Genomic DNA, 21,154 nt, shown 5'->3' with positions numbered 1-21,154 from the left:
TCCGGTTGTCGGCTGAACGCCTACCCGGGTCAAGCGGCTCGGACTACCTTACGGATCGCTCAAGAGTGCGTCAAGTTCGGCGGCGGCGCGGCGTGTGCGCCCGGTAAGGGCTGACCGTCGGGTCGTCGGCGATCCAGAAGCGCCATGGGTGGACGCCACCGTCACCGGCGACCCCGGTGCGGGGGCCGTTCCTCACCTGGTCAACGGGGATCGGCGTGCCGTGCAGGACCTCCACCGGGGAGTCGCCGGGGGCGCAGGCGTCCGTGCCGTCGAGGTCGCGGCCGACCGACAGGGCCGTGGCCAGGCGTGCCGGGCCTTTGGCGAGTTCTCTGTCGTTCCGGGCCGAGAGTCGACGTTTGCGGGCGGACTCGGCGCCCTCCACGATCTCGCCGGCGCGCAGCAGGACCCCGCTCGCGGTGCCCTCCGGGCCGCACACCAGGTTCATGCAGTGCCACATGCCGTAGGTGAAGTAGACGTACACGTGTCCGGGCGGGCCGAACATCACGCGGTTGCGGGCCGTCTGTCCTCTATAGGCGTGGGACCCGGGGTCGTTCGCACCGTCGTAGGCCTCGACCTCGGTGAGGCGGAGTTCGACGGGGCCGTCCTCCGTGTGGTGCACGAGGATGCGTCCCAGGAGGTCAGGGGCGACGTCCAGGACGGGCCGGTCGAAGAACGAGCGGGTCAGGGGCGTACGGTCAGGGGCCGCGATCATGCCGTCCGAGGGTAACGGAACGGGTGGCCGCGGCACGTGCGGAACCGGGGCCCCGTCCACCGCGTTTGTAGTCAGCAGGACCGGCGGGTCGGGACGGGTGGGCCCTGCTTCCGGTTCTCCGGCGACGGCTGGCGTCGCCGGATCACGGTTCACCTACGGAGGAGATCGAGTCATGGGCTTCAAGCGACTGCTGGCGAGTCTGGGTGCGGGCGGGGCGTCCGTCGAGACGGTGCTGACCGAGGCCAATGTCGTGCCCGGTGGCGTGGTCCAGGGTGAGGTCCGGATCCAGGGCGGCTCCGTGGACCAGGAGATCGAGGGGCTGTCCGTCGGTCTGCAGGCCCGCGTCGAGGTCGAGGGCGGTGACCAGGAGGTCAAGCAGGACATCGAGTTCACGAAGGTGCGGCTCGGCGGCGCCTTCTCCCTCCAGGCCAACGCCGTGCACGCGGTGCCCTTCGGCCTCGAGATCCCCTGGGAGACGCCGGTCACCACGATCGACGGGCAGCAACTGCGCGGGATGAACATCGGCGTGACCACCGAGCTGGAGATCGCCCGGGCCGTGGACTCCGGGGACCTGGACCCGATCAGCGTGCACCCGCTGCCGTCGCAGCAGGCGATCCTGGACGCGTTCATCCGGCTCGGGTTCCGCTTCAAGAGCGCGGACATGGAGCGCGGGCACATCCGGGGCACGCGGCAGAAGCTGCCGTTCTACCAGGAGATCGAGTTCTTCCCGCCGCAGCAGTACCGGGGCCTGAACCAGGTGGAGCTGAGCTTCGTGGCCGACGACCGGGAGATGGACGTCGTCCTGGAGATGGACAAGAAGGCCGGTCTGTTCAGCGAGGGCAGCGACACGTTCCGCTCGTTCGTCGTCGGGCACCACGACTTCCAGGGCACGGACTGGTCGGCGTACCTGCACCAGTGGCTGTCGGAGGTCGGCAGCCGGAAGAACTGGTTCTAGGGTTTCAGCGTCCGCGTTCCGTAGAACCCGGGACTCTGTGGAGCTGTGAGCTCCGCAGACCCGTGAGCTTCAGGAGGTGTCCTTGTGACCGAGCAGCCCGATCGCGCGCCGCTGCCGCACGACTTCCATCCGCAGGTGCCCTCGTTCACCGTCGTGAGTGAGGACTTCGAGGCAGGTGGGGTGCTCGACGACGCGCAGGTGTACGCGGCCGGGAACACCTCGCCGCATCTGCGGTGGGAGGGCTTCCCCGCCGAGACCAAGAGCTTCGCCGTCTCGTGCTTCGACCCGGACGCGCCGACGGGCAGCGGGTTCTGGCACTGGTCCGTCTTCGACATCCCGGCCTCGGTGACCGAGCTGCCGGCCGGAGCGGGCAGCGGCAAGTTCGCGGGCCTGCCCGAGGGTGCGGTCCAGGTGCGCAACGACTACGGGACGAAGGAGTTCGGCGGCGCCGCGCCGCCGGCCGGGGACCCCGCGCACCGCTACGTCTTCACCGTGTACGCGGTGGACGAGGAGAAGCTCGGGATCGACTCGGACACGTCGCCCGCGGCCGTCGGGTTCAATCTGCGGTTCCACACGCTGGCGCGCGCGCAGGTCGTCGCCGAGTACGCGGCTCCCGCGGAGCGGTAACGGCGTCGGCGAGCCCCCTATAACGTTCATTGAACGTTTGCCCACCTCCAGTCTTGAAAGGGACCGGAGGTGGGCATTTTTTATTGCGTTGTCCATCTCGGCGCGCGCGGCCAGAGTTGACGCACGGACGCCGAGGGGTGATCCGCTGCGTACGGGAGGTGGGCAGGGTGCGGGACACATTGGTGCTGAACGCGAGCTTCGAGCCGCTCTCGACGGTGACGCTGAACCGAGCCGTCGTGCTGGTGCTGCAGGACAAGGCCGTCGTCGAGCAGGCCCACCCCGAGCTTCGGATGCGCGGCGCCGCCCTCGACATGCCCGTGCCGCGGGTGATCAGGCTCTGCCGGTACGTGAGGGTGCCGTTCCGAAGACGCGCACCGTGGTCGAGGCGGGGTGTGCTCGTGCGGGACCAGCACCGGTGCGCGTACTGCGGGCGGCGGGCGACGACCGTGGACCACGTGGTGCCGCGGTCGCGGGGCGGGCAGGACACTTGGCTGAATACGGTGGCTTCGTGCGCCGAGGACAATCACCGCAAGGCCGACCGGACGCCGGAGCAGGCGGGGATGCTGCTGCTCACGCAGCCGTTCGAGCCGACGCCTGCGGACGCGATGCTGGCGTCCCTCGCGTCGGCCGACCGGGCCGCTCTCCCGGAGTGGCTGGGCGAGCAGATGGCGGCCGCGTAGGCCGCCACTCCCCCTGCCGACCGGCTAGTCGATCGGCGGCTGCTCCCGGCGCTCCTTGCCCACCGCGGACGGGCCGGGGGTGCCGCCGCCCATCGGGTTGAAGTTGCCCATGGCGCCGCTGAGGCCCTTGAGGGCGTCGCCGATCTCGCTGGGGACGATCCAGAGCTTGTTGGCGTCGCCCTCGGCGATCTTCGGGAGCATCTGGAGGTACTGGTAGGAGAGCAGCTTCTGGTCCGGGTCTCCGGCGTGGATCGCCTCGAAGACCGTACGGACGGCCTGGGCCTCGCCCTCGGCCTTCAGGGCGGCGGCCTTGGCCTCACCCTCGGCCCGCAGGATCGCGGACTGCTTCTCACCCTCGGCGGTGAGGATCTGGGACTGGCGGATACCTTCGGCGGTGAGGATCGCGGCGCGCTTGTCGCGGTCGGCGCGCATCTGCTTCTCCATCGAGTCCTGGATGGAGGTCGGCGGCTCGATCGCCTTGAGCTCGACGCGGTTGACGCGGATGCCCCACTTGCCGGTGGCCTCGTCGAGGACGCCGCGCAGCGCCGCGTTGATCTCCTCGCGGGAGGTCAGGGTCCGCTCCAGGTCCATGCCGCCGATGATGTTGCGCAGGGTCGTGACGGTGAGCTGCTCGATGGCCTGGATGTAGCTGGCGACCTCGTAGGTCGCGGCCCTCGCGTCGGTCACCTGGTAGTAGATGACGGTGTCGATGTTGACGACGAGGTTGTCCTGGGTGATCACCGGCTGCGGCGGGAACGGAACGACCTGTTCGCGCAGGTCGATGCGGTTGCGGATGGAGTCAATGAAGGGGACGACGATGTTCAGGCCCGCGTTGAGTGTGCGGGTGTAGCGGCCGAAGCGTTCGACGATCGCCGCGCTCGCCTGCGGGATGACCTGGATGGTCTTGATCAGGGCGATGAAGACCAACACCACCAGAATGATCAGGACGATGATGATCGCTGACATCGCGTCTCCTGCGCTCCTTCGTGCCGTTGTCCCCCGGCGCCGCCCGCCGGAAGGATCATGGGTTCCTGCTGGTCGAGTCTGTCAGAACCACCCATGTGGCGGGGCCGGTTCAGGTCACCCGCGGGTGCGGATCGGGTTCCGGATCTGGTTCAGATGACGATCGCGGTGGCTCCTTCGATCTCGACCACGTCGACCTGGCGGCCCGGTTCGTACGTCGCGTTCTCGTCGAGGGTGCGGGCCGACCAGATCTCGCCGCCGAGCTTGATCCGGCCACCGCTCGCGTCGACGCGCTCGACGACGACGGCCTGTTTGCCCTTCAGGGCGTCGATGTTGGTGGCCAGGACCGGTTTCTGCGCACGTTGTCGTACGGCGATGGGGCGTACGACGGCGATCAGGGCGCAGGAGACGACGGCGAAGACCACGACCTGGAGGACGGGGCCGCCGCCCAGTCCGGCCGTCGCGGCGCCCGCGCAGGCGCCCACGGACAACATGCCCAGTTCGGGCATGGCGGTGATGACGAGCGGGATTCCGAGCGCGGCCGCCCCTATCAGCCACCACACCCATGCGTCGATGTCTGCCACGTGGTCATGGTAGATCCGCGGACGGTCATGCCGACAGGGGACGACCGGTCCGCGGGCGCACGGCGGCTCAGCTCAGCGGGAGGCCGGTGGCGGTCCAGCGGTCGCCGCGCTGCTCGACGACGAGCGGGAGGCCGAAGCAGTGCGACAGGTTGCGGGAGGTCAGCTCCAGCTCGAGCGGGCCCGCGGCGAGCACCTTGCCCTGACGGATCATCAGGACGTGGGTGAAGCCCGGGGCGATCTCCTCGACGTGGTGCGTGACCATGATCATGGAGGGTGCGATCGGGTCGCGGGCGAGGCGGCCGAGGCGCCGGACGAGGTCCTCGCGGCCGCCGAGGTCGAGCCCCGCGGCGGGCTCGTCGAGGAGGAGCAGCTCGGGGTCGGTCATCAGGGCGCGGGCGATCAGGGTGCGCTTGCGCTCGCCCTCGGAGAGCGTGCCGAACTTGCGGTCCAGGTACTCGCTCATGCCGAGGCGGTCGAGGAAGGCGCGGGCGCGCAGCTCGTCGATGTCCTCGTAGGACTCCTGCCAGCCGGCCGTCATGCCGTACGCGGCGGTGAGCACCGTCTGCAGGACGGTCTGGCGCTTGGGCAGCTTCTCGGCGAGGCCGATGCCGGCGATGCCGATGCGCGGGCGCAGCTCGAAGACGTCCGTGCCGGGCCTGCCCAGCGTCTCGCCGAGGATCGTGGCGGTGCCGCCGCTCGGGTAGAGGTAGCTCGAGGCGATGTTCAGGAGGGTGGTCTTGCCCGCTCCGTTGGGTCCGAGGATGACCCAGCGCTCGCCCTCCTTCACCGACCAGGAGACCTGGTCCACCAGAGCCCGGCCCTCGCGGACCACGGATACGTCCTCCAGCTCCAGTACATCGCTCATGAGCGCGTTGTCTCCCATTGCAGTCTCGGCCGTCTCGCGTGCGTCCGTAGAGGTTCGGCTTGTTTCGGCACTGGACGCAGCCCCCGGGTAAAACCTACGCCACCGCCGGGGCGGCCCCTTCCCTCGGTGGGTGTTTTGGTGCCGTCCGGTACGCGTCCGGTGCCCGTCCCGTGCTTTCCCGGGGACTTTCTCCGGCTTCTATGGTGGGGCGCATGCTCACAGAACCACGCTCCGGACGCCTGGCCGCATGGGGAAATGCCCTTTTGGCCGGTTTTATTGCTCCTGATGACGCGGTGCTCGCGATCGTCGGGGAGGACGCGGTGCACCGCGTCGAGGGGATTCCCGGGGAGGCGGGACCCGTCGGGCTCTCGCTCGCGCTCGGGCGGCTGCGGGCGCTCGGCGTGAGCGGTCTGCGCGTGGCCCTGCCCGCGCCGGGGCATCCGCTGGGCCTGAGCGGGCCGCCGGAGTTCAACGCGCGGGCCGTCGCCGCCGAGGAGGCCGTCGTCTGTTTCGGTGCGGCGCTCGGGCTGGTCCCCGAGGTGGACGAGGCCGGGCCCGAGGGCGATCTCCATGTGCGGGTGCTGTGGCACTGCCTGCCGGTGCGGGAGGCGCCGCCCGCCGACGTGCCGTCCCTGGGCGAGGCCGAGCGCGAGCTGGCGGAGGCCCTCCGGGAGGCGACGGAGGTGCTGACGCGCCTCGACGTGGCGGGCTCGGGGCCCGTCGCGGAGGCGGCGATCGAGGCGTACCGGGCGCGCGCCGAGCGGGGCCGCGAGGTCCTGGCCCCCGGGTATCCCCCGCGGGCCGTACGCGTGCTCGAACTGGCGCAGCGCGTCGGGCTCCTGGTGGAGACAGCGTACGGGAGCGGGCACGGCGGCGCGGTGAGCGCCTCGGAGATGTCGGCCCGCGCGGTGGCGCTGCGGCCGGTGGAGCGGACGGCGCGACGGGCGCAGGTGGCGGCGTACAACGCGTTCGTGGAGGAGCGGAACCGGGGCTGAGCGAGCGGCAAGGTGGAGCGACGCACCGGAGCCCCGCGCGGGCGGCCGCGCGGGGCTCCGGGGGTGAGGCGGAGGTCAGTCGTTGGCCGCCGGGTTGCCGAAGGTCGGGTTCAGCAGGCCGATGACGTTGATGCTGTTCGCCACGGCGTTGACCGGGACGTGGACCGGCACCTGGACCGCGTTGCCCGAGAGGACACCGGGGGAACCCGTGGCCGCGCCCTCGGCCCCCGCGTCGGCGACGGCGGCACCGGCCGAGGCACCGGCGGCGACACCGGCGACGGCGACGGCCAGGGCGGCCTTCTTGGCGATGTTCATGAGAAGTGTTCCTCCAGATGGTGCGTTTCGGCCCCAGGGACGGGCCGCACCCGGGGCAACGTGACCACCGGTCGGAGGGAACGGGTTCGGCACCGCGATACGCCCGAAAGGATCACCCGCGCAGCGCGCTCCAGGCGGGCCGGGAACGCCATCGGCCTCCCGGGTGCGCCCGGGAGGCCGATCGTCTCGAAGAGAGCTGCGTGTGTCAGCCGTTGTGGCTGTGGTTGCCGAAGACCGGGTTCAGCACGCCGATGACGCTCACGCTGTTGCCCGTGGCGTTGACCGGGATGTGGACCGGGGCCTGGACCAGGTTGCCCGAGCCGACGCCCGGGGAGTGGACGGCGTTGCCGTTCGCGTGCGCACCGTCAGTGGCGGAGGCGAGACCGGCACCGGCGGCGACCAGGCCACCGGCGACGAGGGTGACAGCCGCGGCCTTCTTCAGGTTCTTCACTTCAAAGTCCTCCTTGCGATTGCCGCGGCCAGCCGCCGCGGCACGCACTGGAGAACGCGGACCGGCCCGGAGGGATACGCCGAACGGGGGACGTATACACGACAGTATGAATCTCTCACCGGGCGGGAACCCGCCCCGGCGGGGTGCAGTAGTGCGTCGCGCGCCCGACCGGGGATATGACACAGGCGCTCAGCCCGCGGCTCCGTGCCGCACCGCCCATAGAGCGGCCTGGGTGCGGTCGGCGAGGTCGAGCTTCATCAGGATGTTGGAGACGTGCGTCTTCACCGTCTTCTCGGAGAGGACGAGGGCGCGGGCGATCTCCCGGTTGGAGCGGCCGTCGGCGATCAGGCCGAGGACCTCGCGCTCCCGCTCGGTGAGCGCACCGCCCCTGCCCTGCCCGCCGTTCGCCTCCTCCTGCGAGAGCAGCGCGCCCGCCACCTCGGCCTGGAGCAAAATGTGACCCGCGTGGACGGAGCGGATGGCACCGGCGAGCGCGTCCGGATCGACGTCCTTGTAGACGTAGCCGGCGGCTCCCGCGCGCAGGGCCGGGACCACGGTGCGCTGCTCGGTGAAGCTGGTGACGATGAGCACGCGCGCGGGGTTGGCCAGTTCGCGGAGCTTGCGGAGCGCGTCGACGCCGTCCATGCCCGGCATCTTGACGTCCATGAGGACGACGTCGGGGCGCAGCTCCTCGGCGCGGGCGACCCCTTCCGCGCCGTCCGCCGCCTCGCCGACGACCTCGATGTCGTCCTGGACCTCCAGGAACGTGCGCAGGCCGCGGCGGACGACCTGGTGGTCGTCGACCAGAAGAACCTTGATCGGTTCAGCCACCGGGAACCTCCATGTCGATCGTGGTGCCCTTGCCGGGCTCCGATTCCACTGTGAGCCGGCCGCCGACCCCGCTCGTCCGGTCGCGCATGGAGACCAGGCCGAGGTGGCGGCCCGCGCGGCGGACGGTTCTGGGGTCGAAGCCCGAGCCGTCGTCGGTGACGCGCAGCGCGGCGCCGGTGCCCCGCTTGTCGACGGTGACCTGGACGTGCTCCGCGCCGGAATGACGCAGCGCGTTGTGCAGCGCTTCCTGGGCGACACGGAGCATCGCCTCCTCCTGGGCCGCGGGCAGGGCCCTGATCCCCCCGGTCCCGAAGGTGACCCGGGCGGTGTGGGCGCGGTCGAGGACCTGGATCTGCGTCCGGAGGGTGGCGACGAGGCCGTCCTCGTCGAGGGCGGCGGGGCGCAGCTCGACGACGGCCGCGCGCAGCTCCTCGGTGGCTTCGGCGGCGAGCTCGACGACGTGGCTCAGCTCGCCCTTCGCGCGCGCGGGGTCGCGGTCCACGAGCTTGGCGGCGGCCTGGGCGGTCAGGCGCAGGGAGAAGAGTTTCTGGCTGACGGCGTCGTGCAGTTCGTGGGCGAGGCGTGAGCGTTCCTCGGCGATGGTGAGTTCGCGGCTGCGCTCGTAGAGCCGGGCGTTGGTGAGGGCGATCGCGGCGTGCTGGGCGAGGATGCCGAGCAGGTCCTCGTCCTCCTCGGTGAAGCCGCAGCCGCCTTGGGGCTTGGGGCACCTCTTATTGGCGAGGAAGAGCGCGCCGATCGTCTCGTCTCCGTCCTTGATGGGCAGGCCGAGGAAGTCGGACATGTCGGGGTGGGCGGAGGGCCAGCCCTCGAAGCGCGGGTCCTCGCGGACGTCGGCGAGCCGTTCCGTCTTCGCCTCGCGCAGCATGGCGGCGAGGATGCCGTGCTGGCGCGGGAGCGGGCCGATGGCCTTCCACTGCTCGTCGCTGACGCCGTCGACGACGAACTGGGCGAAGCCGCCGTGGTCGTCGGGCACCCCGAGCGCCGCGTACTCGGCGTCGAGCAGTTCGCGCGCCGAGGCGACGATCGTCTTGAGGACGTCGCGCACCTCTAGGTGTCTGCTCATGGCCAGCAACGCGGCGCTCACCGCGGCCAGTCCCGTCCGTGGGCCGTGACTCATGATTCTCACCGTACCGGCGGGGTGTGACAGTCCGTATCGGCCTTGTGGCGGCGGCCGCGTAGGGCGGTGGGCGTAGGCCGAAGGGCCCGGAGACGTCGCGACCCGCGCAGGAGGTGGCGGGGTCCCCCGCGTTCCTACGTTGAGGACAGCCGGCCCGGACGGCGTCGGCACGACATGGGGACGGTTGTCATGGCAGTTGCGATCATCACGGGGGCGTCGCGGGGGTCCGGGCGGGCGCTGGCCACGGCGCTCGCCGGGCGCGGCTGGGATCTCGTCCTGGACGCGCGGTCCGCGGGCCCGTTGGAGGAGGTCGCCGCCGCGTTGCGCGAGCGGGGCGGTGCGGTGACGGCCCTGGCGGGCGATGTGGCGGACGGCGGGCACCGGGCGGAGCTGATCGGGGCGGCGTGGGACCTGGGCGGGCTCGATCTCCTGGTGAACAACGCGGGGGTGCTCGGGGCCGCCCCGCTGGTGCCCCTCGAGGAGCACGCGCTCAACGACTTCCGGGCGGCTCTGGAGGTCAATGTGGTGGCGCCGCTCGGTCTGGTGCAGGAGGCGCTGCCCTTGCTGCGCGAGGCGCCTGCCGGGGCGGTGATCAATCTGAGTTCGGACGCGGCGTCGGAGGCGTACCGCACGTGGGGCGGGTACGGGGCGACGAAGGCGGCGCTCGACCAGCTGTCGGCGGTGCTCGCGGTGGAGGAGCCGGGGCTGCGGGTGTGGGCGGTGGATCCGGGCGGGATGCGGACGGACATGCTGGCGGCCGCCGAGCCGGACGAGGACCTGAGCGGGGTGCCGCGCCCGGAGGACGTGGTGCCGGCCTTCCTGAGCCTTCTGGAGCGGCGGCCCGCGAGCGGGCGGTACGCGGCGCCTTCGCTGCTGGTGACGCGGTGACGCTCGCGCTGCGGATCCCGGCGGACCGGTCGGCGCGGGTGCCGGCCGAGCAGCGGGGTCCGGGCCGGGACAGGTCGTCGGTGCGGCTCCTGGTGTCGCGTGGGACCGAGGTCGCGCACCGCCGGTTCGCCGGGCTGCCGGGCGAACTGCGGGCCGGGGACGTGCTCGTCGTGAACACCTCCCCCACGCTGGCTGCCGCGGTGGACGGACGGCTCGGGCACGCGCGCGTGGTCGTGCATTTCTCGACGCGGGGCGAGGACGGGCGCTGGGCGGTTGAGCTGCGCGATCCGGACGGGCGGGGCACCACGCGCCCGCGCGCGGGTGGACCCGGGGGGACGGTGGTGTCGCTGCCCGGCGGCGCGGGCCTCGTATATGAGGAGCCGGTCGCCGCGGGTTCGGGGCGGCTGTGGTGGGCGCGGGTGGCCGGGGACGTGCCGGCGCTGCTGCGCGGGCACGGGCGGGCGATCCGGTACGCCTACACGGAGCGGGACCAGCCGCTGTCCGCCTACCAGACCGTGTTCGCGCTGCCGTACGCGGACGGGGCGGGCAGCGCGGAGATGCCGAGCGCGGCGCGGCCGTTCACGGCGCGGATGGTGGCGCGGCTGGTGAGCCGGGGCGTGCAGTTCGCGCCGGTCACGCTGCACACGGGGGTGGCGTCGGCGGAGTCGCACGAGCCGCCGTACCCGGAGCGGTACGCGGTGCCGGAGGCGTCGGCGAGGCTCATCAACGCGGCGCGGGCGGGCGGGGGCCGGGTCGTCGCCGTCGGGACGACCGCCGTGCGGGCCGTCGAGTCGGCGGCCGGTGCGGACGGGGTGGTGCGGGCGGCGGGCGGCTGGACCGACCTCGTGGTGGAGCCGGGGCGCGGGGTGCGGGTGGTGGACGGGCTGCTCACCGGGCTGCACGAGCCGGCGGCGTCGCATCTGCTGATGCTGGAGGCGATCGCGGGGCGGGCCGCGGTGGGCCGTGCGTACGAGGAGGCGGTGCGGGAGCTCTACCTGTGGCACGAGTTCGGCGACGTGCACCTCATCCTTCCGGAGGAGAACGCTCACCCTGTGCATTGCAGTGGCAACCAGATGTGAGATCCGGAGTGGGGTCATGTGACGCCGCGCATAGGGCGCGCATCACGTACGAAGGTCCGTAGTGGGTCAGCGCGCTCACCGTTTGCCGAGGCAGGGCGGGGTCTGAAGGTCGAATGTCGACTTTCGGCCCCCTTTGGCGTGCCCGCTCTCCACTAGGCGGCTTCGTACGTCACATCGTTGCCACAAAATTTTGCGCCCGCTAACAATGGCCTCCGTCGCTCAGCGCCGACCGGTTGTACCCACGGCGTCCGTGTTCGAAACACGAGCCCGTCCGGTTCGGTCGGCGAGCGGCTCCCCGTTCTCCGAGAGGTCCCCATCTCCCATGCGCAAGTTCACCCTCCCCGGCCATAGCCAGCTGTCCCGCCCCCACAAGGTCTCGATGGCCGGTGTCGCCGCCCTCGGCGCGGCCGCGCTCGCCGTGACCCTCGTGCCGGGCCAGGGCACGCAGGCGCAGGCGTCCGAGACGGTCTCCGCTGCGCCCGTCGCGTTCACCACGAACGCCGGCACGCAGCAGATCAAGGACGTGCAGGCCAGCGTCACCAACCAGCAGGCCAACGCGTCGCAGAAGGCCCAGCAGATCGCCGCGAAGCTCAAGGCGCAGCAGGAGGCCGAGGCGAAGAAGAAGGCCGACGCCGAGGCGAAGGCCAAGGCGGACGCGGCCGCCAAGGCGAAGGCCGATGCCGACGCCAGGGCGAAGGCCGACGCCGAGGCGAAGGCGAAGCAGGAGCGCGAGGCCAAGGAGGCCGCCTCCCGTGCCGCCGCCCGCAAGCCGGTCTACGCGAACAACCTGGACGGCTGGATCAAGCAGTCCCTGGACATCATGCAGGCCAAGGGCATCCCCGGCTCCTACAACGGGCTCTACAGCAACATCATGCGTGAGTCCACGGGCAACCCGAACGCCATCAACGGCTGGGACATCAACGCCCAGAACGGCACCCCGTCGATCGGCCTGCTCCAGGTCATCCAGCCGACGTTCGACGCGTACCACGTCGAGGGCACCTCGACGAACATCTACGACCCGGTCGCGAACATCACGGCCGCCGCCAACTACGCGGCCGCCACGTACGGCTCGATCGACAACGTGAACAGCGCGTACTGACACCCATTGACGGGACCTCTGGGTCCGGAACACGCTGAACCCCCATGCCAGTGAAGGGCGGCACCCGACAGGGTGCCGCCCTTCACTGGTCCTCGCCCGTAAGCGCTGCTACTTGCGCATGACCTCGGGCTCGTGGCGGCGCAGTAGGCGGGCGACCGCGAAGCCGCAGACCACGCCGAGCAGGATGAGGATCGTGAGGTTGATGCCCCACTGGGTGACCGAGTGCTCCCACAGCGGGTCGAGGTCGTTCGGCTTCTTCGGGTCCCACGGCGGCATCAGGTGGGAGAGGTCGAGGGTGGCCCCGGCCGCGCCGACCGCCCAGCGGGACGGCATCAGCCAGGCGAACTGCTCCAGGCCGATCGATCCGTAGATCTGGAAGAGGACGCCGGTGAAGACGACCTGGACGATCGCGAACATGACCAGCAGCGGCATCGTCTTCTCGCTGGTCTTCACGAGCGAGGAGATGACCAGGCCGAACATCATCGACGTGAAGCCGAGCGCGATGATCGAGACGCACAGCTCGATCGCGGGCGGCATCAGCAGCCCTTCCTTGGGCAGCTCGCGCGGGGCGAAGCCGATGGCGCAGATGATGACGCCCTGGATGGCCGTGATGACGCCGAGGACGATGACCTTCGACATCAGGTACGCGGAGCGGGACAGGCCGGTGGCGCGCTCCCGCTCGTAGATCACCCGCTCCTTGATCAGCTCACGGACCGAGTTGGCGGCGGCCGAGAAGCACATGCCGACGGCGATGATCAGCATGATCGTGCCCGCGTCGCCGTTGAACTTCGAGGGCGGTTTCGGCGGCGCCAGTCCGAAATCGGCCGGAATGACGACGGAGACGACGCCCAGGACCGCGGGCAGGATCACCATCAGGCCCATGAAGCCCTTGTCGGAGGCGATCACCGAGATGTAGCGGCGGATCAGCGTGATGAGCTGGGCGCCCCACGGCTGCGGTTTGGGCGGCTTGATGGCGGCCGGCGGTGGCATCTGCACCGACTGCGCGGCCACGGCGTCGATGTCGGCCGCGTACATCTGGTAGTGCTGCGAGCCCTTCCAGCGGCCCGCCCAGTCGTAGTCGCGGTAGTTCTCGAACGCGGAGAAGACATCGGCCCAGGTCTCGTAGCCGAAGAAGTTGAGGGCCTCCTCGGGCGGGCCGAAGTACGCCACCGAACCGCCGGGCGCCATGACGAGCAGCTTGTCGCAGATCGCCAGCTCGGCCACGGAGTGGGTGACGACGAGGACGGTGCGCCCGTCGTCGGCGAGGCCGCGCAGCAGCTGCATGACGTCGCGGTCCATGCCCGGGTCGAGACCCGAGGTCGGCTCGTCGAGGAATATCAGCGACGGCTTGGTGAGCAGCTCCAGGGCGACGGAGACGCGCTTGCGCTGGCCACCGGAGAGGGAGGTGACCTTCTTCTCCTTGTGGATGTCCAGCTTCAGCTCGCGCAGCACCTCGTCGATGCGCTGCTGGCGCTCCTGCTCGCTGGTGTCCGCGGGGAAGCGGAGCTTCGCGGCGTACTTGAGCGCCTTCTTGACGGTCAGCTCCTTGTGCAGGATGTCGTCCTGCGGGACCAGACCGATGCGCTGGCGCAGCTCGGCGAACTGCTTGTAGAGGTTCCGGTTGTCGTAGAGGACGTCGCCCTCGTTGGCCGGGCGGTAGCCGGTGAGCGCCTTCAGGAGCGTCGACTTGCCGGAGCCCGACGGGCCGATGACGGCGATCAGCGACTTCTCGGGGACGCCGAAGGAGACGTCCTTGAGGATCTGCTTGCCGCCGTCGACGGTGACCGTCAAGTGCCGTGCGGAGAAGGAGACTTCACCGGTGTCGACGAACTCCTCGAGGCGGTCTCCGACGAGCCGGAACGTCGAGTGGCCGACGCCGACGATGTCGTTCGGGCCGAGCAGGGCCGTGCCGCCCTTGGCGATCGGCTGGCCGTTGACGTACGTGCCGTTGTGCGAGCCGAGGTCACGGATCTCGAAGCGGCCGTCGGGCGTCGCGTGGAACTCCGCGTGCAGCCGCGAGACCTGGAGGTCGGAGACGACCAGCTCGTTCTCCAGGGCGCGGCCGATGCGCATGACGCGGCCGAGCGCGAGCTGGTGGAACGTGGTGGGGCTGCGGTCGCCGTAGACCGGCGGGGCCCCCGCGACGCCGCCCGGTCCCTGCGGTCCCTGCTGGCCCGGCACCTTCTGCACGGGCGGCTGCGCTTGCTGCTGCCACGCCTGCTGCTGGGGCGCTTGTTGCCGGGGCGCTTGTTGCCGGGGCGCCTGCTGCTGCCAGTCGGGGGCGGCGTTCTGCTGCTGCGGCGGGGGCTGCTGCGTCAGCCCCGCGGCCTGCTGCTGCGCCTGGTGCGGCGTGGAGACGGCGGCGGCCTGCGCACTGCCCCGCACGTTGACCCGCGGGCCGTCCGTCGCGTTGCCCAGGTGCACCGACGAGCCGGGGCCGATCTCCATCTGATGGATCCGCTGACCCTGGACATAGGTGCCGTTGGTCGAGCCGTGGTCCTGGATCACCCAGCTCCGGCCGTCCCAGCTGATCGTGGCGTGCCGCCAGGAGACCCTGGCGTCATCGAGCACGACGTCTCCCCCCGGATCACGGCCGAGGGTGTAAGGCCTGGACGGGTCGAGCGTCCAGGTCCTGCCATTCGATTCCAGTACGAGTTCAGGCACTCCATGCCCCACTGAGTTGTCCCCCGAAGTTGTGCCCCGTCATGGGGAGTCTAGGGATGTCGAACATCGTGAGGAACTATTTCAGGAACGGCCCCGTGACCGAAAGTCGGGCCTTGCGTCGGAGCTTGTGAAGACTCTCGGGCGCTCCCGGTGCCCGCGCCCGTTGACGTGACAGATGCGGCCCGGAAGGGTGGGAGGCGCCCACAACTCCCCACGGATCATGCGCATCACGCTGATCATGCGCAAAGCGGTCGTCCGGGGGCGAGGCGGTACGGATCGGGGGGTCCTGATGGTGACCGGCCACGACACGAAGCGGCGCGGCGGCATCCCCGCCGGCGACGTGCTGCTCTCCGCCGTAGCGGCGGTGAGCTGGGCGTTCATCGGGATGACGGGGGTCGCGGCGCTCGGCCTTCACCTCCTCGACGCCGACTCCGCAGGCTCACTCGCCCCGATGACGGCCGCGGTGGTGGCGCTCGGCGTCGGCGGCCGCGTGACGCCGTCCGGCGACGTGTCGGCGTTCGGCCTCGACAGCGCGCAGGCGCACACCGCCATCGATGTCGCGCCACTGGGCGTGGGGCTCGTCGGCGCGCTCCTGCTCAGCTGGTTCTTCCTACGGGGCCTGCGCGCGCGGGGAGTTGAGGTCTCGCCCGGGGAACTGCTCGCGCGCGCGGGGGCGGTGCTCGTGCTCTTCCTGACGCTGCTCGGCGGGCTCGTATGGGCGGGTCACGACATCATCACGATTGACGGTTCGAAGCTCGGGGTGAACGACATTCCGGGCGCGGGTGGGCTGCCGGGCGACATCAAGGACAAGCTGCCCGGCGGGGTCGGGGGGCTGCTGCCGGACCGGCTCAACGACCTGGTCAATGCGGAGGCCTCCGTCGGGTTCACGGTACGGACGGGGGCGACGCTGCTCGGCGGCGCCGCGTTCGTGACCGGGGTGCTGGTGATCGCCCTGCTCGCGTCGCGGCGCACGCCCCTGCCGCGCGCGCTCGCGCCGGTGCACCGGGTGGTGCGGCCCGCGGTGTCGGCGCTCGTGACCGTTCTCCTGGTGGCCGTTCTCGCGGGGCTCGCCGCGGCGGCGTACGCGATGATCGGCGACGACCATCCGCGGCGGATCGCGGGCGCGGCGCTTCTGGGCGCGCCCAACGGGGTGTGGCTCGGGGTGCCGATCGGCCTGTTCGTGCCCTGGGACGGCAAAGCGACGGGTGAACTGTCGCGGCTGCTCCCCGATCCGATGGACGACCTTCTGCGGGCGGACGCGGGGCCCGTGACACTCGGCCGCCTCGCCGAACTCGACGGCCGCGTATGGCTGTTGGCCGTGGCGACGGCCCTGATGATGCTGTTCGCCGGGGTCCTGACGGCGGCCCGTACCCCGTTCGTACGGGGCCGGGGCCCGCGCCTGCCCTCCTTCGCGGCCGCCTGCGCGCTGCGCCTCGGCGTGGTCACGGCGCTGACGCTGCCGCTCCTCGTCTGGCTGACGGACATCTCGGCGAACGCGTCCCTGACGGTGCTGGGCTTCGACGCGTTCGGCGCGGGCATCGAGCTGCACGGACGGGTCGGGATGGCGCTGCTGCTCGGGGCGGTGTGGGGGGCGGGAGCGGGAGCGCTCGGCGCCGCGCTGGCCCACGCGTCCGGAGCGGCGGGCAGCCGGGCGGCCCCCCTGGCGACGGCCTCGGCGGCGCCGCCAGGGCCGAGCGCACCCCGGGACCCGTCCCTCGCCCCGGCCCCGAGCCCGTCAGGGCCGTACCGGGAGAGCCGCCCGTACCGGCCGTCCAACGCGGACACGAACCCTTATATGCGGCCGTACGAGGGGGGCGGCGCGGACCCGCGGGGGCCAGGAGGCCAGGACCCGGGGGCGCGTGGCGCGGAGGGGTACGGGCGGGGGGTGCCGGGGCGTGAGCAGCACGGGTGGGGTCCGGAGGGCGGCCCGGCGCAGGGTGACGACCTGACCGGCGCCCCCACGGTCGCCGGTCCGACCCGGCCGGAGCCGTCACCCCGGCCGTCACCCCGGCCGTCACCCCGACGGCCCCGGAACAGTGATGACACCGGCCTGCCGCCCCCACCCCCGCCCGCGCCCCCGCCTCCCCCGGCCCCGGGCCGGACCCGGGACGGTCGATGGCGCCGAGGAGACCGGGACGAACGCTGAGGCCTCCGGCCGGAACGGGGCGGGCGGCACCCGGGCACGCGTACCTCGCGGCCCCGCGCCGGACCCGGAGCAAGATCTGCCGGGGCATCTCGCATGGCCCCGTGCGCGGCGGAGCCGGGGTGTCCGGTGGTTGGACCCGGGCCGCGATGCGTACACGCGCCCGATAACGTAAGGGCATCATGAGCGCCTCGCAGCCCACGCACCCCGCTGATGCCCCGCACGTCGACTCGGACCCGTACGTGCCGGCCGACGTCCCGACCCTCCTGGTCAAGATATTCGGCAAGGACCGGCCCGGCCTCACCGCCGGCCTCTTCGACACGCTCGCCGCCTACTCCGTCGACGTCGTCGACATCGAGCAGGTCGTCACCCGGGGCCGCATCGTCCTGTGCGCCCTGGTGACGGAGCCCCCGGCCGGCCTGGAAGGTGACCTGCGGGCCACCGTCCACAGCTGGGCGGAGTCCATGCGGATGCAGGCCGAGATCATCTCGGGCATCGGTGACAACCGGCCGCGCGGCATGGGCCGCTCCCTGGTCACCGTGCTCGGGCACCCGCTCACCGCGGAGTCGACGGCCGCGATCGCCGCGGCCATCACGCGGACCGGCGGCAACATCGACCGTATCTTCCGGCTCGCCAAGTACCCGGTGACGGCCGTGGAGTTCGCCGTGTCGGGCACCGGCACGGAGGAGCTGCGCACGGCGCTCGCCATAGAGGCGACGAGGCAGAGCCTGGACGTGGCCGTCGTCGCGTCCGGTCTGCACCGGCGCGCGCAGCGGCTCGTCGTGATGGACGTCGACTCGACGCTCATCCAGGACGAGGTGATCGAGCTGTTCGCGGCGCACGCGGGCTGCGAGGAGAAGGTCGCCGAGGTGACGGCGGCGGCGATGCGCGGCGAGCTGGACTTCGAGCAGTCGCTGCACGCGCGCGTGGCGCTGCTCGCGGGCCTGGACGCGTCGGTGGTGGACAAGGTGCGGAGCGAGGTGCGGCTCACGCCGGGCGCCCGCACCCTGATCCGTACGCTGAAGCGCCTGGGCTATCAAGTGGGCGTCGTGTCGGGCGGGTTCACCCAGGTCACCGACGATCTGCGGGAGCGGCTCGGCCTCGATTTCGCGCAGGCCAACACCCTGGAGATCGTCGATGGCAGGCTGACGGGCCGGGTCACCGGCGAGATCGTGGACCGGGCGGGCAAGGCGCGCCTCCTGCGCCGGTTCGCGGCGGAGGCCGGGGTCCCGCTCGCCCAGACCGTGGCGATCGGCGACGGCGCGAACGACCTGGACATGCTGAACGCGGCCGGTCTCGGCGTCGCCTTCAACGCCAAGCCCCTGGTCCGCGCGGCGGCCCACACCGCCGTGAACGTGCCCTTCCTCGACACGGTCCTGTACCTGCTCGGCATCACCCGCGAGGAGGTCGAGGCGGCCGACACCCAGGAGGAGGAGACGGTGGTCAGCGCCGTCTGATCCGATCCGTCCCGTACGTCAGAGGACCCGGTACGCCGGAGGGCCCGGTACGCCGGAGGACCCGATACGTCGGAGGACCCGGTACCGATCATTCGGTACCGGGCCCTTTCACATCGCGGGGGCGTGTCTCAGTCGTTCGGCGACCAGTAGTCGACCAGCTTCGCGGCACCCGGCTCCAGGGACTTCCAGGGCCCGGTGAAGGTCAGTACGGCGAACGCCGCGGTGGAGAAGCCCGAGCGGCCGAGGCGCTGGGCCGCGTCCGGTGCGGAGTCGCCCGCGAGGGCCTCGGTGAGGCCCTGCATACCGGGGTTGTGGCCGACCATGACGGCGTTCGTCACGTCGTCCGGCGTCTCGTTGAGGACCGCGATGAGTTCGCCGGGGGACGCCTCGTAGATGCGCTCCTCGTAGACGGTCTTGGGGCGCTCCGGCAGCTCGGAGACGGCCAGTTTCCACGTCTCCCGGGTGCGCGTGGCGGTCGAGCAGAGGGCCAGGTCGAGGGCGATGCCGGAGTCGGCGAGCTTGCGGCCGGCGATCGGGGCGTCCTTGCGCCCGCGCTCGGCCAGCGGCCGCTCGTGATCGGACACCTGAGGCCAGTCCGCCTTGGCATGCCGGAAAAGGACAATCCTGCGGGGTTCTGCGACGCTCATACGTCCCAGCTTCGCACGAAACCGACCACGGGGCGCAGGGAGTTGGCGGTCCGCCCCCGCCCGCCGGCCTGTCCTAGCCGGCCACCAGTTCCCTGGCGCGTTCCAGGATGTGGCCGAGGGTCGGATCTCCCGCCGCGGCGTGGGCGTCGGCCGGGTTGAGGATGAGCAGCAGGAGCGCCACGAAGGCGACGGCCGGCAGCGCGATCGCCCACCAGGGCAGCCGGATGTCGACGCCGCCCGTGGCTGCCGGGTGGGTCCGGGGGTGCGTGGGGGCCGACATGGTGTCCTCCGTGGTCCGCGAGGCCGTGGTTCCCGTCCGTGCGCCGACGCTGTCGGCGACACTTCGAACCTACGGATCCTGCGGCCCCGGCCCCATCCGGTGATCCACCCACTTCACCCTGACACTGGCCCCCTAGGGGATGGTGGAGTTAACCCCACCCCGGGGCCGTCCCCGGCCTCGCGGGCCCGGCGCCGGTGTCAGGGCGAGGCACCGGTGTCAGGGCGAGGCGATCGTCGCGATGATCGCCACGACCACGGTGACGGCGAGCATCGCGCCGATCACCAGCAGAAGCTTCTTCTGGCCGTTCTGGGGGTTCGGCTCGAGCACAGGCGACATGCGGCAAGTGTCGCACCTGTCCGTCGGCGTCAGGACGCCGGGGCCGCCCTTCGGGCGGACGACGGGACTTCAGGAACGCGCCCAGGGCCTCGCGGCCTCGTCCTCCACGGTGCGGTTGCGGCCCGCGAGGACGCCGACGACGATCTGCGGCACCATCAGCGCGGCCATGAGCGCGATGGGGACGCCCCAGCCGCCGCTGCTCTGGTAGAGGACGCCGACGAGGAGGGGTCCGGGGATGGAGATCAGGTAGCCGGTGGACTGGGCGAACGCGGAGAGCTTGGCGACGCCCGCGCCGGTGCGGGCCCGCATGCCGACCATGGTCAGGGCGAGCGGGAAGGCGCAGTTGGAGATGCCGAGCAGGATCGCCCAGGCCCAGGCGCCGGAGGAGGGCGCGAAGTACAGGCCCGCGTAACCGGCGAGGCCGCACGCGCCGAGGATGACCACGATGGGGCCCTGGTTCGGCAGCCGGGCGGCGACGCGCGGGATGACGAAGGCGAGCGGGATGCCCATGGCCATGGTGACGGCGAGGAGGACGCCCGCGGTCGAGGCGGAGACCCCGGCGTCGCGGAAGATCTGCGCCATCCAGCCCATCGTGATGTAGGCGGCGGTGGCCTGGAGCCCGAAGAAGACGGCGAGCGCCCACGCGGTGCGGCTGCGGGTGATGCGCAGGGCGTCGCCCTGGCCGGCCGCGGTGGTGTGGGCCGGTTCGGCGGGTCCCGCGCTCCTGGCGCGGGCGAGCGGCGCCCACGGCAGGACGGCGGCGACGCCGAGGGCGGCCCAGACGGCGAGGCCGGTCTGCCAGCTGCCTCCGAGCGCGTCGGTGACGGGCACGGTGGCGGCGGCCGCGAGGGACGTGCCCATGGCGAGGGCCATCGAGTACAGGCCGGTCATGGAGCCGACGCGGTCGGGGAACCAGCGCTTGACGATGACCGGCATGAGGACGTTGCTCACCGCGATGCCCATGAGGGCGAGGGCGCTGGCGACGAGGAAACCGGCCGTGTTCCCGGCGTAGGGCCGGATGATCAGGCCCGCGGCGATCGCGACCATGCCCGCGCAGACGACCGCGCTGGCGCCGAACCGCCTGGCGAGGCGCGGCGCCATCACGCCGAAGACCGCGAAGCAGAGCGGGGGCACGGAGGTGAGGAGCCCGGCGACGCCGCCGCTCATGCCGAGCCCGTCGCGGACCTCTTCGAGGAGGGCGCCGAGGCTGGTGATGGCGGGGCGCAGGTTGAGGGCGGCGAGGACGATGCCGACGGTGACCAGGCGTACGGCCCACGCGCGCGGGGCGCCCCGTCCGTCGTCGCGCGGGGTGGATATCGGGGTCTCGGCGGTCGACGGGGGCGGCGCCATCGTCGGGGTCGTCGTCGGGGTTTCCTCACTGGCCATGGGGCCCATCTTAGAATCATGGGATGATTGGCTGTCCACTCGGCGGAGCGGGCTCGGTA

The 21,154-nt window shown here is 71.7% G+C and carries 22 protein-coding genes; 9 read left to right on the top strand and 13 right to left on the bottom strand.

Annotated features, from left to right (window positions below):
* Positions 1 to 70 precede the first annotated feature (70 nt).
* Complete coding sequence (locus C1N81_RS34175; RefSeq protein ID WP_394435178.1) at positions 71 to 712, bottom strand: DNA-3-methyladenine glycosylase; 642 nt, start codon at positions 710 to 712, stop codon at positions 71 to 73.
* 172 nt (positions 713 to 884) lie between these two features.
* On the opposite strand from C1N81_RS34175, the gene C1N81_RS34170 reads away from it, so the two are divergent.
* The 3 genes from C1N81_RS34170 (at position 885) to C1N81_RS34160 (ending at position 2,974) form a co-directional block, all read left to right on the top strand.
* Positions 885 to 1,667: a sporulation protein gene (locus C1N81_RS34170; RefSeq protein ID WP_394435177.1), complete on the top strand. Its 783-nt coding sequence runs from the start codon at positions 885 to 887 to the stop codon at positions 1,665 to 1,667.
* Positions 1,668 to 1,751: 84 nt separating this feature from the next.
* Positions 1,752 to 2,294, top strand: a complete 543-nt coding sequence (locus C1N81_RS34165) for a YbhB/YbcL family Raf kinase inhibitor-like protein (protein WP_394435176.1) — start codon at positions 1,752 to 1,754, stop codon at positions 2,292 to 2,294.
* Positions 2,295 to 2,461: 167 nt separating this feature from the next.
* Positions 2,462 to 2,974 carry an HNH endonuclease gene (locus C1N81_RS34160; RefSeq protein ID WP_394435175.1) on the top strand — a complete coding sequence of 171 codons (513 nt, stop codon included), beginning with the start codon at positions 2,462 to 2,464 and terminating at the stop codon, positions 2,972 to 2,974.
* A gap of 24 nt (positions 2,975 to 2,998) precedes the next feature.
* On the opposite strand, the gene C1N81_RS34155 is transcribed toward C1N81_RS34160, so the two are convergent.
* The 3 genes from C1N81_RS34155 to C1N81_RS34145 all read right to left on the bottom strand — a co-directional run bounded on the left by C1N81_RS34155 (position 2,999) and on the right by C1N81_RS34145 (position 5,386).
* Positions 2,999 to 3,940 carry an SPFH domain-containing protein gene (locus C1N81_RS34155; RefSeq protein ID WP_394435174.1) on the bottom strand — a complete coding sequence of 314 codons (942 nt, stop codon included), beginning with the start codon at positions 3,938 to 3,940 and terminating at the stop codon, positions 2,999 to 3,001.
* A gap of 149 nt (positions 3,941 to 4,089) precedes the next feature.
* Positions 4,090 to 4,521 (bottom strand): NfeD family protein, encoded by a 432-nt coding sequence (locus tag C1N81_RS34150; protein ID WP_394435173.1) that lies wholly within the window; start codon positions 4,519 to 4,521, stop codon positions 4,090 to 4,092.
* A gap of 67 nt (positions 4,522 to 4,588) precedes the next feature.
* Positions 4,589 to 5,386 carry an ABC transporter ATP-binding protein gene (locus C1N81_RS34145; RefSeq protein ID WP_394435172.1) on the bottom strand — a complete coding sequence of 266 codons (798 nt, stop codon included), beginning with the start codon at positions 5,384 to 5,386 and terminating at the stop codon, positions 4,589 to 4,591.
* A gap of 212 nt (positions 5,387 to 5,598) precedes the next feature.
* Between C1N81_RS34145 and C1N81_RS34140 the strand changes: the two genes are divergently transcribed.
* On the top strand, positions 5,599 to 6,381 hold the full coding sequence (locus C1N81_RS34140) for a hypothetical protein (protein ID WP_394435171.1): 783 nt from the start codon (positions 5,599 to 5,601) through the stop codon (positions 6,379 to 6,381).
* Positions 6,382 to 6,456: 75 nt separating this feature from the next.
* On the opposite strand, the gene C1N81_RS34135 is transcribed toward C1N81_RS34140, so the two are convergent.
* From C1N81_RS34135 to C1N81_RS34120, 4 genes are all read right to left on the bottom strand, one after another.
* Positions 6,457 to 6,696: a chaplin gene (locus C1N81_RS34135; protein WP_394435170.1), complete on the bottom strand. Its 240-nt coding sequence runs from the start codon at positions 6,694 to 6,696 to the stop codon at positions 6,457 to 6,459.
* 205 nt (positions 6,697 to 6,901) lie between these two features.
* Positions 6,902 to 7,147, bottom strand: a complete 246-nt coding sequence (locus C1N81_RS34130) for a chaplin (RefSeq protein WP_394435169.1) — start codon at positions 7,145 to 7,147, stop codon at positions 6,902 to 6,904.
* Between the two features lie 189 nt (positions 7,148 to 7,336).
* On the bottom strand, positions 7,337 to 7,978 hold the full coding sequence (locus tag C1N81_RS34125; protein ID WP_394435168.1) for a response regulator: 642 nt from the start codon (positions 7,976 to 7,978) through the stop codon (positions 7,337 to 7,339).
* Positions 7,971 to 9,116, bottom strand: coding sequence for a GAF domain-containing sensor histidine kinase (locus tag C1N81_RS34120; RefSeq protein ID WP_394435167.1), 1,146 nt, complete (start codon positions 9,114 to 9,116; stop codon positions 7,971 to 7,973). The genes C1N81_RS34125 and C1N81_RS34120 overlap by 8 nt, the downstream gene beginning before the upstream one ends.
* Positions 9,117 to 9,305: 189 nt before the next feature.
* Between C1N81_RS34120 and C1N81_RS34115 the strand changes: the two genes are divergently transcribed.
* The 3 genes from C1N81_RS34115 (at position 9,306) to C1N81_RS34105 (ending at position 12,182) form a co-directional block, all read left to right on the top strand.
* Complete coding sequence (locus tag C1N81_RS34115) at positions 9,306 to 10,004, top strand: SDR family NAD(P)-dependent oxidoreductase (protein WP_394435166.1); 699 nt, start codon at positions 9,306 to 9,308, stop codon at positions 10,002 to 10,004.
* Positions 10,001 to 11,083, top strand: coding sequence for an S-adenosylmethionine:tRNA ribosyltransferase-isomerase (locus C1N81_RS34110; protein WP_394435165.1), 1,083 nt, complete (start codon positions 10,001 to 10,003; stop codon positions 11,081 to 11,083). The genes C1N81_RS34115 and C1N81_RS34110 overlap by 4 nt, the downstream gene beginning before the upstream one ends.
* A 322-nt stretch (positions 11,084 to 11,405) precedes the next feature.
* A complete protein-coding gene (locus tag C1N81_RS34105) occupies positions 11,406 to 12,182 on the top strand; it encodes a transglycosylase SLT domain-containing protein (RefSeq protein WP_394435164.1) in 777 nt (258 codons plus the stop codon).
* A gap of 108 nt (positions 12,183 to 12,290) precedes the next feature.
* On the opposite strand, the gene C1N81_RS34100 is transcribed toward C1N81_RS34105, so the two are convergent.
* A complete protein-coding gene (locus tag C1N81_RS34100; protein ID WP_394435163.1) occupies positions 12,291 to 14,858 on the bottom strand; it encodes an ABC transporter ATP-binding protein/permease in 2,568 nt (855 codons plus the stop codon).
* 277 nt (positions 14,859 to 15,135) lie between these two features.
* Between C1N81_RS34100 and C1N81_RS34095 the strand changes: the two genes are divergently transcribed.
* Positions 15,136 to 16,992, top strand: a complete 1,857-nt coding sequence (locus C1N81_RS34095; protein WP_394438410.1) for a streptophobe family protein — start codon at positions 15,136 to 15,138, stop codon at positions 16,990 to 16,992.
* 179 nt (positions 16,993 to 17,171) lie between these two features.
* Positions 17,172 to 18,446 carry a phosphoserine phosphatase SerB gene (gene serB, locus C1N81_RS34090; protein ID WP_394435162.1) on the top strand — a complete coding sequence of 425 codons (1,275 nt, stop codon included), beginning with the start codon at positions 17,172 to 17,174 and terminating at the stop codon, positions 18,444 to 18,446.
* A gap of 128 nt (positions 18,447 to 18,574) precedes the next feature.
* Here serB and C1N81_RS34085 read toward each other — a convergent pair whose 3' ends face one another.
* From C1N81_RS34085 to C1N81_RS34070, 4 genes are all read right to left on the bottom strand, one after another.
* The gene (locus C1N81_RS34085; RefSeq protein ID WP_394435161.1) at positions 18,575 to 19,093 is read right to left on the bottom strand and encodes a SixA phosphatase family protein; all 519 of its coding nucleotides are present in this window, start codon (positions 19,091 to 19,093) and stop codon (positions 18,575 to 18,577) included.
* Between the two features lie 73 nt (positions 19,094 to 19,166).
* Positions 19,167 to 19,373 carry a hypothetical protein gene (locus C1N81_RS34080; RefSeq protein ID WP_394435160.1) on the bottom strand — a complete coding sequence of 69 codons (207 nt, stop codon included), beginning with the start codon at positions 19,371 to 19,373 and terminating at the stop codon, positions 19,167 to 19,169.
* A 216-nt stretch (positions 19,374 to 19,589) separates the two neighbouring features.
* Complete coding sequence (locus C1N81_RS34075) at positions 19,590 to 19,709, bottom strand: SGM_5486 family transporter-associated protein (protein ID WP_394435159.1); 120 nt, start codon at positions 19,707 to 19,709, stop codon at positions 19,590 to 19,592.
* Between the two features lie 69 nt (positions 19,710 to 19,778).
* Entirely contained in the window at positions 19,779 to 21,095 is a 1,317-nt protein-coding gene (locus C1N81_RS34070) for a CynX/NimT family MFS transporter (protein ID WP_394435158.1), read from the bottom strand.
* Positions 21,096 to 21,154: the final 59 nt, after the last annotated feature.

Source organism: Streptomyces sp. SGAir0957, from assembly GCF_043523415.1.
Note: the sequence above shows the minus strand (reverse complement) of the source record. Positions and strands in the feature narration are given on the sequence as shown.

Excerpts from the sequence above, each read along its gene's own strand:
- C1N81_RS34175 (WP_394435178.1), bottom strand. The coding sequence starts at position 712 with ATGATCGCGGCCCCTGACCGTACGCCCCTGACCCGCTCGTTCTTCGAC.
- C1N81_RS34170 (WP_394435177.1), top strand. The coding sequence starts at position 885 with ATGGGCTTCAAGCGACTGCTGGCGAGTCTGGGTGCGGGCGGGGCGTCC.
- C1N81_RS34155 (WP_394435174.1), bottom strand. The coding sequence starts at position 3,940 with ATGTCAGCGATCATCATCGTCCTGATCATTCTGGTGGTGTTGGTCTTC.
- C1N81_RS34145 (WP_394435172.1), bottom strand. The coding sequence starts at position 5,386 with ATGAGCGATGTACTGGAGCTGGAGGACGTATCCGTGGTCCGCGAGGGC.
- C1N81_RS34140 (WP_394435171.1), top strand. The coding sequence starts at position 5,599 with ATGCTCACAGAACCACGCTCCGGACGCCTGGCCGCATGGGGAAATGCC.
- C1N81_RS34135 (WP_394435170.1), bottom strand. The coding sequence starts at position 6,696 with ATGAACATCGCCAAGAAGGCCGCCCTGGCCGTCGCCGTCGCCGGTGTC.
- C1N81_RS34120 (WP_394435167.1), bottom strand. The coding sequence starts at position 9,116 with ATGAGTCACGGCCCACGGACGGGACTGGCCGCGGTGAGCGCCGCGTTG.
- C1N81_RS34115 (WP_394435166.1), top strand. The coding sequence starts at position 9,306 with ATGGCAGTTGCGATCATCACGGGGGCGTCGCGGGGGTCCGGGCGGGCG.
- C1N81_RS34105 (WP_394435164.1), top strand. The coding sequence starts at position 11,406 with ATGCGCAAGTTCACCCTCCCCGGCCATAGCCAGCTGTCCCGCCCCCAC.
- C1N81_RS34095 (WP_394438410.1), top strand. The coding sequence starts at position 15,136 with ATGGTGACCGGCCACGACACGAAGCGGCGCGGCGGCATCCCCGCCGGC.
- serB (WP_394435162.1), top strand. The coding sequence starts at position 17,172 with ATGAGCGCCTCGCAGCCCACGCACCCCGCTGATGCCCCGCACGTCGAC.
- C1N81_RS34085 (WP_394435161.1), bottom strand. The coding sequence starts at position 19,093 with ATGAGCGTCGCAGAACCCCGCAGGATTGTCCTTTTCCGGCATGCCAAG.
- C1N81_RS34080 (WP_394435160.1), bottom strand. The coding sequence starts at position 19,373 with ATGTCGGCCCCCACGCACCCCCGGACCCACCCGGCAGCCACGGGCGGC.
- C1N81_RS34075 (WP_394435159.1), bottom strand. The coding sequence starts at position 19,709 with ATGTCGCCTGTGCTCGAGCCGAACCCCCAGAACGGCCAGAAGAAGCTT.
- C1N81_RS34070 (WP_394435158.1), bottom strand. The coding sequence starts at position 21,095 with ATGGCCAGTGAGGAAACCCCGACGACGACCCCGACGATGGCGCCGCCC.